This is a genomic window from Helicobacter sp. CLO-3 (assembly GCF_001854545.1).
Classification (GTDB): Bacteria; Campylobacterota; Campylobacteria; order Campylobacterales; family Helicobacteraceae; genus Helicobacter_B.
This window is the reverse complement of sequence record NZ_MLQN01000027.1, coordinates 1-16,311: the sequence shown is the minus strand read 5'-3', so window position 1 is coordinate 16,311 and position 16,311 is coordinate 1. Positions and strand designations below refer to the sequence as shown.

The window sequence follows — 16,311 nt, the reverse complement described above, 5'->3', positions numbered from 1 at the left end:
CGATGTTTGAAGTTATCACAATAGCTAATCAAAAAGGCGGTGTGGGCAAAACAACGACAGCGGTAAATCTAGCCGCGTCTTTGGCAGCTGCCGAAAAAAGAGTGCTTTTGATAGATTTTGACGCGCAAGCAAATGCGACTACAAGTCTTGGATTCCGCAGAAATGATATAGAGTTCAACATTTATCATGTGCTTATGGGGAGCAAAAAGATTTCAGAAGTGATCCAAAAAACAGATATTCCTTTTATGGATTTAGTCTCTTCAGATATCGGGCTCGTGGGGATAGAGAAGAGCTTTTATGCCAACAAAAGCGGCAGGGAGCTAATCCTTAAGAAAAAGATAGCAGAAGTGGCGGATAGCTATGATTTTGTGATTATAGATTCTCCGCCAGCACTTGGACCACTCACGGTAAATGCGCTTGCGGCGGCGCATTCTGTCATCATCCCGATACAGTGCGAGTATTATGCATTGCAGGGCTTGGCGCAGCTGCTAAACACCATCCAAATGCTAAAAGAAAATGGCATAAACTCATCGCTAGAAGTGCGCGGGCTTTTGCCTACGATGTATTCAGCGCAAAACAACCTTTCAAAGCAGGTGTTTGCGGACTTGTCGGCGCATTTTGATTCTAAGCTGTTTAAAAATATCGATGATGACTCATATATCATCATCCCTAGAAATGTAAAACTCGCAGAATCGCCTAGCTTTGGGAAGCCTATCTTGCTCTATGATGCAAAATCAAGCGGTAGCGTAGCGTATCAAGACCTCGCGCAAACAATCTTGCAAGGAGCATAATTTGGCAAAAAAACGAGCACTTGGCAGCGGGCTTGGCGAGCTTCTTGGCGAAGTCAAAGACTCGTATGAGAAAAATCTAAGCGATTATACAGAATCTATAGTCGAGCTAAATGTTGATATCATCAAGCCAAATCCATTTCAGCCGCGCAAGACTTTTGATGAGGATTCTTTGAATGATCTAGCGATGTCTATCGCAGAGCATGGGCTTTTGCAGCCGGTGCTGGTGTATGATGATGAGGGGGATTATTTCCTCATCGCTGGTGAGCGCAGGCTGCGGGCTAGCAAAATCGCCAAAAAGCCCACGATAAAGGCGATAGTGGCAAATGAGTTTATCGAAAAAGGCAAGCTTAGAGAGGTCGCTATCATCGAAAACATACAGCGCGAGAATCTAAACCCGCTTGATCTCGCGCAATCCTATCAAGAACTCATCAATGACTACAAAATCACGCATGAAGACTTAGCAAATCGCATCAAAAAATCCCGCGCGCAGATAACCAACACGATGCGGATTCTAGAGCTTTGCGCGTATGTGCAAAATCTCATCGCGCAAAATAAAATAACCCAAGGGCATGCAAAAGTGATGGTGGGGCTTTCAGAAGCGGATCAAAAGATTTTGGCAGATTCTATCGTGGGACAAAAGCTATCCGTGCGCGAGACAGAATCGCTTGCCAAAAATCTAAAAAATCCAGATAAAGATCATGCCAAATCTAGCGAGTCTAGCGAAAAGGATTCTGGTGCTAATGGCGCTAATGCTGGCAAGGCGTCAAATAAAGAAGCGCCTTCAAAAGAGCTAAAAGAACTGCAAGCGCTGCTAGAAAATCTAGGCATATCTGCCAAAATCTCTGCACAAAGCATTACCATACAGCCCAAAAAGGAAAAAATACTTTACCTAATTGAGAGATTAAAATCTTGATTTAAGGTTTGGGCTGTTAGAATTTAAGGATTTTATTTTTAGAAGGGAGCCAAAATGAGCATTACTATTCCTGAACCTTGGCTGATGCTTTTGGTGTTTGCGGTGTTTATCATCACTATGCTATTGCTCAATACTTGGTTGTTTAAGCCTATGCTTGGCTTTATGGATGAGCGAGAATCGCTGCTTCGCAAGGATATGGATTCTGTATCGGATAATCATTCGGAAATCCAAGAAATAGAGTGCAAAATCCAAGCTATTTTGGCAGATGCAAAATCTCAAGCAAGCAAGATAATCGAGAGTGCTACAAATGATGCAAAGGCTGATTATGATGCAAAGATTGCCAGAAAACAGCAAGAAATGCAGCAAAAGATGAGCGATTTTAGAGCGGATCTTGAGAGCCAAAAAGCACAGATCAAAAAAGAGCTTTTGGCTGATTTGTCTGTATTTGAATCTGCGCTAAAAAGCAGAATCCAACAAATTTAGGGAAGGGGTGGTTATGCGATATTTGTGGCGATATGTGTTAGCGTTTGCTTGCCTTGGTAGCATCGCTTATGCATCAAGTGTGGATATTTCACAGACGGATTTTAGTGAGCGCGCGATAAACTTCGTGATTTTTGTGGCTATTTTGTGGTATTTGGCAGCAGATAAGCTAAAAGCACTGCTTAAAAACAGGCAACAAGGCATAGCAAGCCGCTTTGAAGAGGTGCAAGATAAAGTAAAAGCTGCCAAAAAATCCAAAGAACAAGCGCAGAAAAATCTAGAAGAAGCGCAGAAAAAAGCAGCAGAAATCGTATCTACTGCTAAAAAAGAAGCGGTAATCGTAGCGCAAAAATACGAAGAGCAATGCAACGCTGACATAGAAAATATGAAAAAATCTCACGAAGCGCTTATGCATTTTGAGCAAAGAAAGGCGCAAGCAGAGGTCGTGGAATCGGTGCTAGATGAGGTATTTGGCGGCGAGGCTGGCAAGATTCAGACAGAAGAGTATGTCAGAATCCTAAATAAAAAGGTGGCTTAATCATGGAAGAGATTGTAGCTAAAAAATACGCTTACGCGCTTATCAAGAGCTGCGATAATGACGCGCTAAAAAAGCTTGCCAAAATCTTCTCGCAAGTCTCGCAAGCATTTGGTGTGGAGAAGTTTATCGACATTATCCATTCTCCTTATGTGCCAAAGGCTAAGAAAAAGGAGTTTTTGCTCTCGCTTCTTGGAGGCGACAAACAGGCGGGAGATTTTGTAAATCTTTTGATAGAAAATAATCGCTTGGATATTTTGCCTTTTGTGGCGGATATCTTGGAAGGGCATTTGCGCGGCTTGGCAAACAGCTATAAAGCAGTGCTGTATGCGCCTAGCAATCTAGATTCTAGCACGATATCAAATATCGCGCAGAATCTATCCAAAAAGCTTGGCATACATCTTGATATCGAGCAGTCTTCAAGCAAAGTCGATGGCATACAGCTAAAAGTCGAGGATTTGGGGATAGAGATCTCTTTCTTGAAAAATAGATTTTTCGATGATCTCAAAAACCACATTCTTAAAGCTATCTAAATTCAAACAAGGAGAAACCTGTGACACAGAAACTAAAAGCAGAAGAGATAAGCACCATCATCAAGGACAAGATTAGCAGCTTTGATATTAATATCGACATATCAGAGACAGGCAAGGTTATAGGCTATGCCGATGGCGTCGCTAGAGTGTATGGGCTAAAAAATGTCATGTCTTATGAAATGGTAGAGTTTGAGACAGGCGATTTGGGTCTTGCTTCAAACCTAGAAGAGGGCAGTGTAGGGGTTGTTATCCTTGGTAATGGTAGCAAGATAAAAGAGGGCGTATCAGTCAAGCGACTAAACAAGCTTATGAAAGTCCCAGTGGGCGATGGTGTGGTAGGACGCGTCATCAATACTATCGGCGAACCAGTGGATGGAAAAGGCAGCATCGAAGCTAGCGAATATCGCTTCGTCGAGCAAAAAGCACCCGGAATCATGGATAGAAAATCTGTGCATGAGCCACTCCAAACAGGGCTTAAAGCAATCGATGCGCTAGTGCCAATCGGTCGCGGTCAAAGAGAGCTCATCATCGGCGATAGGCAAACCGGCAAAACAACCGTAGCGATAGATACTATCATCAACCAAAAAGGACAAGATGTCATCTGTATCTATGTGGCTATCGGGCAAAAAGAATCCACTGTCGCACAAGTCGTGCGAAAGCTTGAAGAGCATGGCGCTATGGAATACACCGTCATCGTAAATGCGCCTGCTTCATCATCTGCAGCGATGCAATATCTTGCGCCATATGCTGGCGTAACGATTGGCGAATATTTTAGAGACAATGCTAGACATGCACTTATCATCTATGATGATTTGACAAAGCATGCGGTGGCATATCGCGAGATGAGCCTTATTTTGCGTCGCCCTCCAGGACGCGAAGCGTTCCCCGGCGATGTGTTCTATATCCACTCTAGATTGCTTGAGCGCGCGGCGAAGCTTTCTGATGAAAAGGGCGCTGGCTCACTTACAGCACTTCCTATTATTGAGACACAAGCGGGCGATGTTTCTGCATACATCCCTACCAATGTCATCTCTATCACTGATGGGCAGATATTCCTAGAGACAGATTTGTTTAACTCCGGCGTAAGACCAGCGATAAATGTCGGTTTGTCAGTATCAAGAGTAGGGGGCACAGCACAGATAAAAGCTACTAAACAAGTAGCAGGGACGCTAAGGCTTGACCTAGCGCAATATAGAGAGCTTCAAGCATTCTCGCAATTTGCCTCTGACCTTGATGAGACTAGCCGCAAGCAGCTTGAGCGCGGACAAAGAATGGTAGAAGTGCTAAAACAGCCTCCATATTCTCCTTTGGCGATAGAAAAGCAAGTGGTGATTATATTTGCTGGTGCGAAAGGATTCTTGGATGATATTCCTGCTGGCAGAGTGGTGGATTTTGAGGATGGACTCTATCCATTTATGGAGGCAAAATATCCTAAGGTTTTCGAAGAGATTAGAAACAAAAAAGCCCTTGATAAGGATTTGGAAGCTACATTGACTAAGGCACTTGAAGAATATAAACTTAGCTTTAGCTAACATTTGGAGTCAAAAATGGGAAATAATCTAAAAGAAATTAGGACAAAGATTGGCAGCGTAAAAAACACGCAAAAAACTACGCGCGCCATGAAACTAGTTTCTACATCGAAGTTGAAAAAAACCGAAGAAATGGCAAAGCGCTCAAGAGTCTATGCCGACAAGCTTAATGATGTGTTTGAAGACATTTTGTCCAAAATCCAAACGCGCGGGCTAGAAAATATCAATAGTAGCTTTTTTACCAATGCCAAAAACAAAGAGATAAAAAAGGTTGATATTGTTTTTGTCACCGCGGATAAAGGCTTGTGTGGCGGGTTTAACGCGGTTACCATAAAAGAGGTGCTAAGGCTTATCGCTGATTTTAAGGCAAAGGGCATCAAAGTCCGATTGCGCGGGATTGGCAAAAAGGGCATAGCGTATTTTACTTTTAATGAGATAGAGATTCTAGATAAAGTGGTGGGGCTTAGCTCTAGTCCTGATTATGAAAAATCTAGCGAGTTTATCCACAAAGTCGCGCAAGACTACCTTGATGGCTTGACAGATGAAGTGATTTTGGTGCATAATGGATTCCGCAATAAAATCTCTCAAGAGCTAAAAATCAAAAACATTTTGCCTCTTGGCTTAGATATAGCAGAATCTAGCAATGCGACTAATCGCGCTGAAAGCGTAAATATCGAGCCAGATGATGAAGAGGATTTGGTGCTTGATCAATTGGCGCAAAAATACATAGAGTATAATATGTATTATGCGCTTATAGATTCTCTAGCTGCGGAGCATAGTGCGAGGATGCAGGCTATGGATGCGGCGACCAAAAATGCGGGCGAGCTGGTTAGGGATCTGACTATCTCTTATAACAAAGCGCGGCAAGAATCTATCACAACAGAGCTTGTAGAGATTAATGCTGGCGTAGAGTCTATGAAATAAACTTAAAAGGAGCGAATGATGGAAGGAAAAATTGTTCAAGTAATTGGTCCGGTTGTAGATGTGGATTTTGAGTCGTATCTGCCTGCTATAAATGAAGCGATAGATGTGTCTTATGATTTTGATGGTGAGAAAAAAAGCCTAGTGCTAGAGGTTGCCGCTCACTTGGGCGATAACCGCGTGCGAACCATCGCCATGGATATGACAGAAGGTCTAATCCGCGGGCAAAAAGTCACCTCAAGAGGCAAGATGATAGAAGTGCCAGTAGGCGAAGAAGTGCTAGGCAGAATCTTTAATGTCGTAGGTGAAGTGGTCGATGGCGGCGAGCCTGTAAAAACAGAGCGCAAATGGGCTATCCATAGAGAAGCACCACAATTTGAAGAGCAAAGCACCAAAACAGAGATGTTTGAAACAGGCATTAAAGTCGTGGATTTGCTAGCGCCTTATTCAAAGGGTGGAAAAGTAGGCTTGTTTGGTGGTGCTGGGGTTGGTAAAACGGTTGTCATCATGGAGCTTATCCACAATGTGGCGTATAAACACAGCGGATATTCTGTATTTGCAGGTGTCGGCGAGCGCACGAGAGAAGGAAACGACCTTTATCATGAAATGAAAGAAGGCGGTGTTTTGGATAAAGTCGCCCTCTGCTATGGCCAGATGAATGAACCACCAGGTGCTAGAAATCGCATCGCTTTCACAGGGCTTACTATGGCAGAATATTTCCGCGATGAAAAGGGCTTGGATGTGCTTATGTTTATTGATAATATTTTCCGCTACGCGCAATCTGGTGCGGAGATGTCAGCGCTTCTAGGCAGAATCCCTTCAGCGGTTGGTTATCAGCCTACACTTGCTAGCGAGATGGGCAAACTTCAAGAGCGCATCACCTCTACCAAAAAAGGCTCTATCACATCCGTGCAAGCGGTTTATGTGCCAGCGGATGACTTGACTGACCCAGCGCCCGCATCTGTTTTCTCACACCTTGATGCGACTACGGTTTTGAATCGTAAAATCGCAGAAAAGGGAATCTATCCAGCGGTGGATCCGCTAGATTCTACTTCTAGAATCCTAGATCCACAAATCGTGGGCGAAGATCACTACAAAATAGCCACTGGAATCCAGCAGATTCTGCAAAAATACAAAGATTTGCAAGACATCATCGCGATTCTTGGTATGGATGAGCTATCCGAAGAAGACAAAAAAGTGGTAGAGCGCGCTAGAAAAATCGAGAAATTCCTATCCCAGCCATTCTTCGTAGCAGAAGTATTTACCGGAAGCCCCGGCAAATATGTGACACTAGAAGAAACGCTAGAAGGCTTCAAGGGAATCTTGGAAGGTAAATACGACCATATCCCAGAAAATGCTTTCTATATGGTAGGCAACATTCAAGAAGCGATAGAAAAAGCAGAAAAATCAAAAAAAGCTTAAAGGTAGCGCATGGAAAAGCTTAAGGTAAGCATAGTTACGCCTTATGGTGAGATATTCTCCGGGAGTGCAGATAGCATCACTATGCCCGGCGTAGAAGGGGAGTTTGGCGTGCTATATGGACATACCAACTTGCTATCTCTTTTGAAAGCGGGCGTCATCGAGCTTCTGCATGATGGCTCAAGAGAGCTCATAGCGATAGACTGGGGATATGCAGAAGTCACTGCCACTCAAGTCGATATCATCGCTAATGGCGCTGTGGCGATAGGCGGACAAAGTGAAAGCGTCATATCAGATGCTATCGCAAACGCCAAAAAACTGCTAGAAGAAGCCTCCAATGATAGAGTGGCTATATCTTCTGTGGTTTCTAGAATCGAGCACGCCGCAAAAAGTCGCCTATAATGAGCTTTCTTTTTAGTTTTTTTGAGGAGTCAAACTCCATCACGATAATGACACTTTGCTGGCTCTCGCTGTATTTTGTCATCACTTTGTGGATTTTTCTCTACAAATATCTCTCTATCTCCAAAATGTCAAGAGATGAGCAAGAATCACTAGAATCTATTTTGCGTGGCGAGCGCAAACTCCCGCAAGATGCGATATTTTTTAGCGACACGAACGCGACTCCGGGTATGCTTGCTATTTGGAAAAATAAGATTTTAAAGCAAGCCACCTCTGGACTTTCATTCCTAAGCATCATCTCTTCTACTTCGCCTTTTATTGGGCTTTTTGGGACGGTGGTAGAGATTTTGGAGGCTTTTAGCAGGCTTGGCAGTGGCGGGCAGGTTTCATTTGACATCATCGCTCCTATCATCTCAAAAGCCCTCGTCGCCACCGCCGCTGGAATCCTAACCGCAATCCCAGCTTACACATTTTTCATAGCACTAAGGCGCAAGGTGTATGATTTGGGAATCTATATTCAAATGCAGATAGATTATCTCTCTTCTAGCAAGTAAAGATAGGCGCGCATGGATGAAAATTATTTATGGGAAGATAAGCCAGAGCTAAATATCACGCCGCTAGTAGATATTATGCTGGTGCTTTTGGCGATTTTGATGGTCACCACACCCACAATCGTGTATCAAGAAGACATCACCTTGCCAAAAGGCAGCAAAACTTCCAAAAAAGTGCAGGATAATACCCTAGACATCCGCATCGACAAGCGCAAAAAAATCTACATCAAAAACAACACCTATGAATACAAAGCCTTCCCTGATAGCTTCAACCTCCTATCCAAACAATACAGCAAAAAAGACACGACTATTTTCATCCGCGCGGACAAAGATTTGAGCTATGAAACCATAATGTATATCCTAAAAAGCGTGAAAGAGGCAGGATTTAGCAAAATCTCCCTAGTGACAAATGGGTGATAAATGGGCGAGCAGAATCAAAAGCTGTTTATTTGGAGCGGCATAAGTGCGTTTTTGATTTATTGCTTTGTGGTTTTTTTTATCCTGTTTAAATTCCTGCCACTTTTCAAAACCAAATACATCCCGCGCACCAACACCATCCTAGAGCAAGCCATATCCATAAGCCTAAGCGAGCCAGAAATCACCCAAGATGACAACAAAGATTCTGGCACGCCACTAGAAGGGCTGGGCGTGAAAGATATTTTCTCAACCATCCCAGATTCTGCTACAAGCAGCGAGCAAAGCGGCGATAACCGCAGCCAAAACGCCAAAAACACCAAAGACAAAATCGAAAAAAACAAGCTAAAAAATCTCCAAGAGCGCCTAGAAAAAATGAACGCAAACATAAACGCGCTAGATTCCAAAGCGCTTGATGTGCAGTCACAATCCATATCGCCCGAGTTTGCTGATGGCGAGTATAACGAGTGGTTTGGCAAAATTTATGATATAATTTACAGCAAATGGCATCCAAGCTTTGATCAAGACGCAGAAGTGCTGGTGCTGCTTCGTATCACTGATACGGGGAGTTTTTATTATCGTGTGGCGCGGCTTTCTAGCTCGCAAGACTACAACCAAAACATAATAAACCTGCTAGATTCGCTCAAGCAGACCAAATTCCCGCCATATCCCAAAGGCAAGATTGTCGAGATAGAAGTAAGCTTTAGATCAAAGCCAAGACCAAAATAAACCATAAAGGGCAGTGATGAAAAAACTTTTTTGCATAGTGTTTATGATAGGCTGGATGAGCGTGGCTTTTGGCGCGGACGCGACGATGGAGATCGTAAAAACAGCCCAAAGAATGCCAAAAATAGAAATCGGCTATATGTCAAGCGATGATTCTACTAATGCTAAGAGAATCTATAAGATTCTGCTAGGCGATCTCAATGTGTCCGGGCATTTTGAGCCATTTGATGGCAAAGCGTATAGCAAAAACATCATCGATTTTGCCGCATATCAGAGCAAAAAAATCGATCTTGTCGGAATGGTGCAAGTTTTCAAAGAAGGCAAAACGACCAAAGCCACGCTTTTGGTATATGATATCAACTCATCATCACTCCAGCTAAACAAAACCTACCAGCTGACAGACGCCGCGCTTTATCCATTCATCGCGCACAAAATGGCAATCGATCTCAACCGCCACATAAAAGCGCCTTCGATTGATTGGATGAGCCGCTATATTGTGTATTCGCAATACACTAGCTCTGGGCTTGCAAACATCGTGCTAAGCGACTACACGCTCACTTACAACCAAACCATAATCACAGGCGGGCTAAACATATTTCCCAAATGGGCGGATTCTGCGCAAAAAGAAATCTATTTCACCAAATACCTCGATAGACCAACGATTATCAAATACAACATCTACAGCGGCAAGGCAGAAACTATCATAAATAGCGATGGCATGGCAGCCGTCTCTGATGTAAGCAAAGATGGCAAACGCCTACTCATCACACTAGCGCCCAAAAAACAATCCGACATCTATCTCTACAATGCCGCTACCAAGCAGCTAACACAGCTTACCAAATACTCCGGAATCGATGTTTCTGGGTATTTTATCGATAATGAAAAATCTATGGTGTTTGTCTCTGACCGCTCCGGCTATGCCAATATCTATGCCAAAAAGCTAGACATAGACGCCCCAGCCGAGCAAGTCGTATATCATGGACGCAACAACAACTCTATAAGCGCAAATGGCGATTATGTGGCGTATTCGAGCCGCGAGAGCGATAATGAGTTTGGCGCAAATATTTTCAATATCTATTTGATCTCCACCAAAAGCGACTATATCCGCCGCCTTACCGCTGTGGGCAACAACCAAATGCCTAGATTCTCAAAAGATGGCAAAAGCGTGATGTTTCTCAAGCACACTTCCGGGCAAAGCGCGCTTGGTGTGATAAGACTTGATTACAACAAAAGCTATCTTTTCCCGCTAAGCAAGGCAAATATCCAGTCATTTGATTGGTAAATTTGGAATCTTTGGCACAAACAACGCAAAAGCAGGAAAATATTTACAAATATTTGTGGTATAATCAGCGCTTAAACCTAAACCAAAGGAGTTCATGATGAAAAAGATCGCGGCACTAGGCGCATTGGCAGCACTTTTTGTGCTTACAGGATGTCCGGATAAAAAAGTAAATGTAGAGGGCGAAGGCACTGGCAGCGAGACCATCACGACGCAGACTCCAGCACCAGCACCAACGACAAGCAATGCAGGATCAGACGCGATAGATGGCGAAGTGATTGGCAGCGTTTATTTTGACTTTGATAAGTTTAACATCCGCCCAGATATGCAATCTGTAGTTGATGAAGCTTCTAGCAACATTAATGCTAGAGGGTCATATAAAGTAGTTATCGAAGGCAATACCGATGAGTTTGGCACTGATGAGTATAACTACGCACTTGGCACAAAGCGCGCGATAGCAGTGCGTGAAGCACTAGTGGTAAAAGGTGCTGACAAAGATAGCATCCGCGTAATCAGCTTTGGTGAAAGCAAGCCAATCTGCACAGAAAAAACCAAAGAATGCTACCAACAAAACCGCCGCGGCGACATCAAGGTAGCTGAATAATCGCTCCCCAAAGATAATGGCAAAAGTGGCAAAAGCGATAAAAGCAACCAAAGCGAAATGTGCGATAAAAGCGTGAGACAGATATCAAGACTTTTTGGCATCATTTTGCTTTTGTGCGCTGGCGGCACAAGCCTTGTTTCAGAACCTTCTGCATTTGAGCTCCAAAGTGGTGCTACCAAAAAGGAGCTCAAAAACCTTCAATCCACCAACAAAAACCTAGAAAATCTAGCGATTGATTATAGTGCGAGAATCCAAGCACTCGAGCAAGCACAAGATGGCTTGAGAAGCGTGCTAGATGGGCAGTCTTTGCGTATCAAAAACCTTTTGGATCTCACAAGCCAGCAAGAGACAAAAATACAAGCACTCAAAGCGGATTTGGAGTTTCAAAACGAAACCATAAAGCAGCAAAACGCTTCTATGGAAGAGATGCGCCAAAAAATCGCCCAAAACACCGCACTAATCGAGCAGCTAAATAGCAAGGTAAGCGATCTAAGCGCGCTTGTGGCAAGGCTAAATAATGATATATTATCAGAGATTAGCAACCTAAGCAAAGATGCAGAATCTAGCAGCGCGCCTAGCTCAAGCACCTCTGCTAGCACAAAGGCTAATGCCGGCAAATCATCCGCCACAGCTAGCAGTGCCGCCAGCTCTGATGTCAAGCAAACCGCCAAACAAACCACCACACCAAAGCAAACCTCTGGGTCAAAGCAAACATCCGAGCCAAAGCAAACTGGGACAAACGACAAAAACACCAAAACGCCCACCACCAACAAAGCGTTTAAAAACCTTAGCAACAAAGACAACATCGATGAAGCTAGGAAGCTTTTTAGACAAAGCAAATACGCAGAATCCAAAGAGCGCTATGAATGGCTGGTGCAGCAAAACTACAAAACACCGCTTTGCTATTATATGCTAGGCGAGATAGCGTATCAGACAGGCAAGTTTGGCGATGCGATAGGATACTACAAAAAAAGCGCCTCGCTTGATGAAAGCGCAAACTATATGCCTATACTTTTGTGGCATACAGCGTGGGCTTTTAGGTATTCTAAAGATATGACCAATTACAATAAGTTTTTGGATTCTCTTATCCGCCTTTATCCCGACTCCGATCAAGGCAAAAAAGCCAAAGATCTAAGAAACAAAACCAAATAAAAGGAAGAAAATGAGCTCTATGAACCAAAATCAAAGCCAAGTCATGGCGATACTTTATGAAGTGAAAGATGCCGATACAAAAGAAGTCATCGATAGCAACCTAGAATCTAAACCGCTAGAGTTTTTGCTGGGTGCTGGGCAAGTGATTAGCGGGCTTGAAAAAGCAGTGGCTGGCGCCAAAAAGGGCGATAAGCTAAATATCACCATAGCCCCAGAAGATGCGTATGGCGTGTATCAAGCAGACTTTTTGCAAGAAGTGCCAAAAGATCAGTTTGAAGGCATCGCGCTAGAAAAGGGCATGACGCTTTTTGGGCAGGCAGAAGATGGGCAAACCGTGCAAGTGCTGGTAAAAGACATTGGTGATTCTAGCGTGATGATTGATTATAATCACCCGCTGGCTGGCAAAACGCTCGCTTTTGACATCGAAATCACAGATGTGCGCGATGCGACACCAGATGAGATACTGCGCGGCGGTGTAGGCGGTTGTAGCGGAGGATGTGGCTGCGGCGGGCATGATGAGCACGCGCACGATCATGATCATGGTGGCGGAGGCTGCTGTGGCGGAGGCGGTGGAGGCTGTGGCTGTCATTGATAGCCCCGCTAGCGCGTATTATTGCGCGCTTTTGTGCGTGTCGCGCGCTGATTATTGATTTATCTAGCTTGCGCGTCGCAAATGCTAGAATCTTGGAAATTTAGAATCTTTGGAATTTTGGAAATTTAGAAATTTGGAATCTTAAAATCCTAAAATTCCCAGAAAACCCCTAGAGTTTTAAACTCCCAGAATCTTAGAATCTAGATTCTATATATAGCGCAGAAAATAAAGGCTTGGATAGGTTTAGGCATGAATATTTTTGGAAATATTTTTAGGGATATGTTTGATGACGCGTTTTCAGAGGTGCTTAGAATCTGCTTTTTGTGCGCGCTTGCGTTTGGATTCTCGTATGCTTTTGGCGAGCATATACAGACTTTCAAAGCAAACTTCGTGCAAAAAACGACCAGCCAAGACAATATCCTCTCATACAGCGGGCAAGTGCTAGCCAAAATCCCCGCCAAAGCCAAATGGCTCTACCAAGCCCCCACAGAAAAAGAAATCTACATCAATGACACCGAGACTATCGTATATGAGCCATTTTTGGAGCAGGCGAGCATCGGGCAGGCGAAGCGCAAAATCGACTTTTTGCAAATACTGCGCCAAGCAGAACTCCAGCCAAATGGCACATATCGCGCGATTTTTGAAGGCACGGAGTATATTTTGTCGCTAAAAAATGACAAGCCATATCGCTTAACCTTTAGCGATGAGTTTGAAAATAGCGTAGAAATTATATTTCAAGATGTTCGCATAAATGAGCCAATCGATGATGCCGAGTTTATCTTCATCGCCCCGCCAAACATCGACATCATCCGCTAGAATCTAGAATCCCTATCAGAAAACTAAAACAAAAAGCAAAGCCGCACAATGAAAAATATAGCAAAACAAATCTCTAGAATCCACTCAAAAATCAACTTTTGTTTTGGCGCTTATTGCAGAATCTGCCTTTTGATTCTCTGTCTAAATAGCCCAGCACTCGCCAGCGAGGATGTGAAACCCGCTAGCGAAAATATACAATCTGCTAGCAAAGATATGCAATCCACCAGCGAAAATATGCCATCCGCCAGCGAGGGCGCAGAATCTAGCGAAAATATAAAGCCCACCCGCGAAGCCATAAAATCAGCTAATGAAGCCATAAAATCCACCTGCGAAGCCATAAAAAATATAGACCTCAATTTTGAAAGCTCAATGAAAGGAATGGCGATGCTATTTCAAGGCTATTCTTTTCATATAGGCTCTAGCACCGATTTTGGCTTGCCACACGCAGGCATAGATACCCAAACGAGCGTAAATGTGGGCTTTAGCACCGGGCTAAATTATCTAGCGCCCTTATGGCAGCTTGATGCTCCTTATGTGGATTTTGGCATGCGCTTTCGATATTTGTATTCGCACACTTTTGCCAGGACGCACAGCGTTGGCGCGGTGTTTTACATCCATCCATTTCAAAACTACAAAATCCCTTTCCTTAGCAAAAAGCGCGAGTCACAAGGCTATGTCTCGCTTGTCCTTGGCGGTGGCGGACTTTTCTTAAGTGCTAATGTCCCAAGCCTAGGACCAGACTATAGATACACCTTCAGCGGCAGCTATGTTGTGTTTAATATTTTGTAGAGAATTCAGAATCTAGATTTTTGTGGATTACTGAAGAAACGGCACTTCGCTTGTTTTACTAAAGAAGCTAGCGCTTTGGCAAGACAGCCCCCTAGTTGTCCATATTTTATTTTGGCACCCACTTACCTCTGACAGCCCTATAAGGTGTTGTGCTAAAGCGCGAAGATTTTTATTTAACTCAAAATTTACAAAGTAAATTTTGGATTCTAGAATCCAAATCGCAAGAATCAAGAATGCATATATCAAAGTACAAGATATCAAAGCGTAAGAATTTCAAAAATGGTTGCGGGAGATGGATTTGAACCACCGACCTTTGGGTTATGAGCCCAACGAGCTACCGGGCTGCTCTACCCCGCGATAACCAAAAAGTTTGGAAAAGATGAGAAATATAAAGAAAGTGGCTGGGGTACAAGGATTCGAACCTCGGAATGCCTGGACCAAAACCAGGTGCCTTACCGCTTGGCGATACCCCAATCAATAATTGATAAAGGCGAATTTTATATAAGTTTGGTATTTTTGTCAATACTTTTGATACAATTCGTGCTAAAAATATAGATTTTGCTCTAAATTTTTAGATTTGCGTGCGGATTTTGCATGCCAAAAGGAGAAATATGGATTCTAGCAAACGCGTCCAAGAGGCGGTAAATGCGATAAAAAATGGCGAAATGGTAATCGTCATGGATGATGAGGATAGGGAAAACGAGGGCGATTTGGTGATGGCGGGCATTTTTAGCACGCCAGAGAAAGTGAATTTCATGGCAAAATACGCGCGCGGGCTCATCTGCGTATCCATCACCAAAGAAATAGCCAAGCAGCTTGATTTGCAGCCCATGGTTAGCAAAAACGACTCCAACCACGAAACCGCTTTCACCGTGTCAATCGACGCCAAAAGCGCAAAAACAGGCATCTCTGCCTATGAGCGCGACCTCACCATAAACCTCATGTGTAACCAAGCCAGCAAACCCGAAGACTTCGTGCGCCCGGGGCATATTTTCCCGCTCATCGCCAAAGATGGCGGCGTGCTCGTGCGCACCGGACACACAGAAGCCAGCGTAGATCTATGTAAACTAGCGGGGCTCAAGCCCGTGTCTGTGATATGTGAGATCATGAAAGAAGATGGCACGATGGCGACAAGGGGCGATAAATTTTTGAGCGATTTTGCCAAAGAGCATAATCTAAAAGTGCTTTATGTCTCTGATCTCATCGCCTATCGCTTGCAGACAGAGAATCTGCTTAGCATCACAAAGCGCGAAAAAAGCGAGCTTTTGGGGAAGGCGTGCGAGAAAATCACGCTGATAGATCACATCAAGCGCGAGCATTATGTTTTTGCCTTTGGTGCGCCGAGCAAGCCGCTAGTGAGGCTGCATACCATACGCACCGATTATGAGTTGCTTAGCGATTCGGAGAAATTTGAGTTTTTGCTGCGCTGTGTGAAAAAGCTGCAAGATGAGGGCGGGTATCTCGTGTTTATCAATGATGCTTCAAGTGAAAGCGAGCTTATGAAAAATTTTGGCATAGGCGCGCAGATTCTAAAGAAGCTTGATATTAGGGAGTTTAGGCTGATTAGCTCAAGCGAGCGTGAATACACTGCGCTGCATGGCTTTGATCTGCGACTGCTAGAGACTATCCGCGTGTGATTTATCCAGCATTTTGCTTGCACCTGCGAACGATTTGTTTGCAGTTAATTTGATATATAAAATATACCAAATAATTCAAGTCTTTTGCGATAAGGCGTTGGCCCTACGCGCCGCCTAGTCGCATTATGCCTGCCACTATAGCAGATATCACGCCCACTAGCACATATCCTGCAAATGCCGCCGGTCTGCTCTCATCATCAAACAAGCAAGCCACCGATACCACCGCCCAAA

19 protein-coding genes and 2 tRNA genes are annotated in these 16,311 nt (G+C 43.9%); 19 read left to right on the top strand and 2 right to left on the bottom strand.

Annotated elements, in window-relative coordinates; all coding sequences use genetic code 11:
• Window positions 1-2: 2 nt before the first annotated feature.
• The 18 genes from BKN38_RS07650 to BKN38_RS07565 all read left to right on the top strand — a co-directional run bounded on the left by BKN38_RS07650 (window position 3) and on the right by BKN38_RS07565 (window position 14,443).
• Window positions 3-791: a ParA family protein gene (locus BKN38_RS07650; RefSeq protein WP_066455597.1), complete on the top strand. Its 789-nt coding sequence runs from the start codon at window positions 3-5 to the stop codon at window positions 789-791.
• Window position 792: 1 nt separating this feature from the next.
• The gene (locus tag BKN38_RS07645) at window positions 793-1,704 is read left to right on the top strand and encodes a ParB/RepB/Spo0J family partition protein (RefSeq protein WP_066455594.1); all 912 of its coding nucleotides are present in this window, start codon (window positions 793-795) and stop codon (window positions 1,702-1,704) included.
• A gap of 54 nt (window positions 1,705-1,758) precedes the next feature.
• Entirely contained in the window at window positions 1,759-2,187 is a 429-nt protein-coding gene (locus tag BKN38_RS07640; protein WP_066455591.1) for a hypothetical protein, read from the top strand.
• 13 nt (window positions 2,188-2,200) lie between these two features.
• Window positions 2,201-2,722 carry a F0F1 ATP synthase subunit B gene (locus BKN38_RS07635; protein ID WP_066455590.1) on the top strand — a complete coding sequence of 174 codons (522 nt, stop codon included), beginning with the start codon at window positions 2,201-2,203 and terminating at the stop codon, window positions 2,720-2,722.
• Window positions 2,723-2,724: 2 nt separating this feature from the next.
• Complete coding sequence (locus tag BKN38_RS07630; protein WP_066455589.1) at window positions 2,725-3,252, top strand: F0F1 ATP synthase subunit delta; 528 nt, start codon at window positions 2,725-2,727, stop codon at window positions 3,250-3,252.
• Window positions 3,253-3,272: 20 nt separating this feature from the next.
• Window positions 3,273-4,784: a F0F1 ATP synthase subunit alpha gene (gene atpA / locus BKN38_RS07625; protein WP_066455588.1), complete on the top strand. Its 1,512-nt coding sequence runs from the start codon at window positions 3,273-3,275 to the stop codon at window positions 4,782-4,784.
• 15 nt (window positions 4,785-4,799) lie between these two features.
• Complete coding sequence (gene atpG / locus BKN38_RS07620) at window positions 4,800-5,705, top strand: ATP synthase F1 subunit gamma (RefSeq protein ID WP_066455585.1); 906 nt, start codon at window positions 4,800-4,802, stop codon at window positions 5,703-5,705.
• Window positions 5,706-5,723: 18 nt separating this feature from the next.
• Window positions 5,724-7,124 carry a F0F1 ATP synthase subunit beta gene (gene atpD / locus BKN38_RS07615; RefSeq protein ID WP_066455582.1) on the top strand — a complete coding sequence of 467 codons (1,401 nt, stop codon included), beginning with the start codon at window positions 5,724-5,726 and terminating at the stop codon, window positions 7,122-7,124.
• A 9-nt stretch (window positions 7,125-7,133) separates the two neighbouring features.
• Entirely contained in the window at window positions 7,134-7,523 is a 390-nt protein-coding gene (gene atpC, locus BKN38_RS07610; protein ID WP_066455579.1) for an ATP synthase F1 subunit epsilon, read from the top strand.
• Window positions 7,520-8,074, top strand: coding sequence for a MotA/TolQ/ExbB proton channel family protein (locus BKN38_RS07605; RefSeq protein WP_066455576.1), 555 nt, complete (start codon window positions 7,520-7,522; stop codon window positions 8,072-8,074). Before atpC ends, BKN38_RS07605 begins: the two co-directional genes overlap by 4 nt.
• A gap of 12 nt (window positions 8,075-8,086) precedes the next feature.
• Window positions 8,087-8,488, top strand: a complete 402-nt coding sequence (locus tag BKN38_RS07600; RefSeq protein ID WP_066455575.1) for a biopolymer transporter ExbD — start codon at window positions 8,087-8,089, stop codon at window positions 8,486-8,488.
• A gap of 3 nt (window positions 8,489-8,491) precedes the next feature.
• Entirely contained in the window at window positions 8,492-9,214 is a 723-nt protein-coding gene (locus BKN38_RS07595) for a TonB C-terminal domain-containing protein (protein WP_066455573.1), read from the top strand.
• A gap of 16 nt (window positions 9,215-9,230) precedes the next feature.
• Window positions 9,231-10,493: a Tol-Pal system protein TolB gene (gene tolB / locus BKN38_RS07590; protein WP_066455571.1), complete on the top strand. Its 1,263-nt coding sequence runs from the start codon at window positions 9,231-9,233 to the stop codon at window positions 10,491-10,493.
• Between the two features lie 97 nt (window positions 10,494-10,590).
• Entirely contained in the window at window positions 10,591-11,094 is a 504-nt protein-coding gene (locus tag BKN38_RS07585) for an OmpA family protein (RefSeq protein WP_066455569.1), read from the top strand.
• Window positions 11,095-11,166: 72 nt separating this feature from the next.
• Window positions 11,167-12,246: a tol-pal system YbgF family protein gene (locus BKN38_RS07580; protein ID WP_158655950.1), complete on the top strand. Its 1,080-nt coding sequence runs from the start codon at window positions 11,167-11,169 to the stop codon at window positions 12,244-12,246.
• Between the two features lie 10 nt (window positions 12,247-12,256).
• Window positions 12,257-12,838, top strand: coding sequence for a peptidylprolyl isomerase (locus tag BKN38_RS07575; protein WP_082942531.1), 582 nt, complete (start codon window positions 12,257-12,259; stop codon window positions 12,836-12,838).
• A 249-nt stretch (window positions 12,839-13,087) separates the two neighbouring features.
• Window positions 13,088-13,654 carry a LolA-like outer membrane lipoprotein chaperone gene (gene lolA / locus BKN38_RS07570; RefSeq protein ID WP_066455559.1) on the top strand — a complete coding sequence of 189 codons (567 nt, stop codon included), beginning with the start codon at window positions 13,088-13,090 and terminating at the stop codon, window positions 13,652-13,654.
• A gap of 48 nt (window positions 13,655-13,702) precedes the next feature.
• Window positions 13,703-14,443, top strand: a complete 741-nt coding sequence (locus BKN38_RS07565) for a hypothetical protein (RefSeq protein ID WP_070957767.1) — start codon at window positions 13,703-13,705, stop codon at window positions 14,441-14,443.
• Between the two features lie 280 nt (window positions 14,444-14,723).
• Here the strand turns inward: BKN38_RS07565 and BKN38_RS07560 are convergent.
• Both BKN38_RS07560 and BKN38_RS07555 read right to left on the bottom strand, forming a co-directional pair.
• Window positions 14,724-14,800, bottom strand: a tRNA-Met gene (locus BKN38_RS07560).
• Window positions 14,801-14,841: 41 nt separating this feature from the next.
• Window positions 14,842-14,916: transfer RNA gene (locus BKN38_RS07555), tRNA-Gln, on the bottom strand.
• A 138-nt stretch (window positions 14,917-15,054) separates the two neighbouring features.
• Between BKN38_RS07555 and BKN38_RS07550 the strand changes: the two genes are divergently transcribed.
• On the top strand, window positions 15,055-16,080 hold the full coding sequence (locus tag BKN38_RS07550) for a bifunctional 3,4-dihydroxy-2-butanone 4-phosphate synthase/GTP cyclohydrolase II (RefSeq protein ID WP_066453233.1): 1,026 nt from the start codon (window positions 15,055-15,057) through the stop codon (window positions 16,078-16,080).
• The last annotated feature ends 231 nt before the right edge of the window (window positions 16,081-16,311 follow it).

Coding starts and splice junctions, on each gene's coding strand:
- atpD (WP_066455582.1), top strand. CDS start 5,724: ATGGAAGGAAAAATTGTTCAAGTAATTGGTCCGGTTGTAGATGTGGAT.
- BKN38_RS07575 (WP_082942531.1), top strand. CDS start 12,257: ATGAGCTCTATGAACCAAAATCAAAGCCAAGTCATGGCGATACTTTAT.
- BKN38_RS07595 (WP_066455573.1), top strand. CDS start 8,492: ATGGGCGAGCAGAATCAAAAGCTGTTTATTTGGAGCGGCATAAGTGCG.
- BKN38_RS07565 (WP_070957767.1), top strand. CDS start 13,703: ATGAAAAATATAGCAAAACAAATCTCTAGAATCCACTCAAAAATCAAC.
- atpC (WP_066455579.1), top strand. CDS start 7,134: ATGGAAAAGCTTAAGGTAAGCATAGTTACGCCTTATGGTGAGATATTC.
- BKN38_RS07630 (WP_066455589.1), top strand. CDS start 2,725: ATGGAAGAGATTGTAGCTAAAAAATACGCTTACGCGCTTATCAAGAGC.
- atpG (WP_066455585.1), top strand. CDS start 4,800: ATGGGAAATAATCTAAAAGAAATTAGGACAAAGATTGGCAGCGTAAAA.
- BKN38_RS07640 (WP_066455591.1), top strand. CDS start 1,759: ATGAGCATTACTATTCCTGAACCTTGGCTGATGCTTTTGGTGTTTGCG.
- BKN38_RS07600 (WP_066455575.1), top strand. CDS start 8,087: ATGGATGAAAATTATTTATGGGAAGATAAGCCAGAGCTAAATATCACG.
- BKN38_RS07585 (WP_066455569.1), top strand. CDS start 10,591: ATGAAAAAGATCGCGGCACTAGGCGCATTGGCAGCACTTTTTGTGCTT.
- lolA (WP_066455559.1), top strand. CDS start 13,088: ATGAATATTTTTGGAAATATTTTTAGGGATATGTTTGATGACGCGTTT.
- BKN38_RS07650 (WP_066455597.1), top strand. CDS start 3: ATGTTTGAAGTTATCACAATAGCTAATCAAAAAGGCGGTGTGGGCAAA.
- tolB (WP_066455571.1), top strand. CDS start 9,231: ATGAAAAAACTTTTTTGCATAGTGTTTATGATAGGCTGGATGAGCGTG.
- BKN38_RS07550 (WP_066453233.1), top strand. CDS start 15,055: ATGGATTCTAGCAAACGCGTCCAAGAGGCGGTAAATGCGATAAAAAAT.
- BKN38_RS07635 (WP_066455590.1), top strand. CDS start 2,201: ATGCGATATTTGTGGCGATATGTGTTAGCGTTTGCTTGCCTTGGTAGC.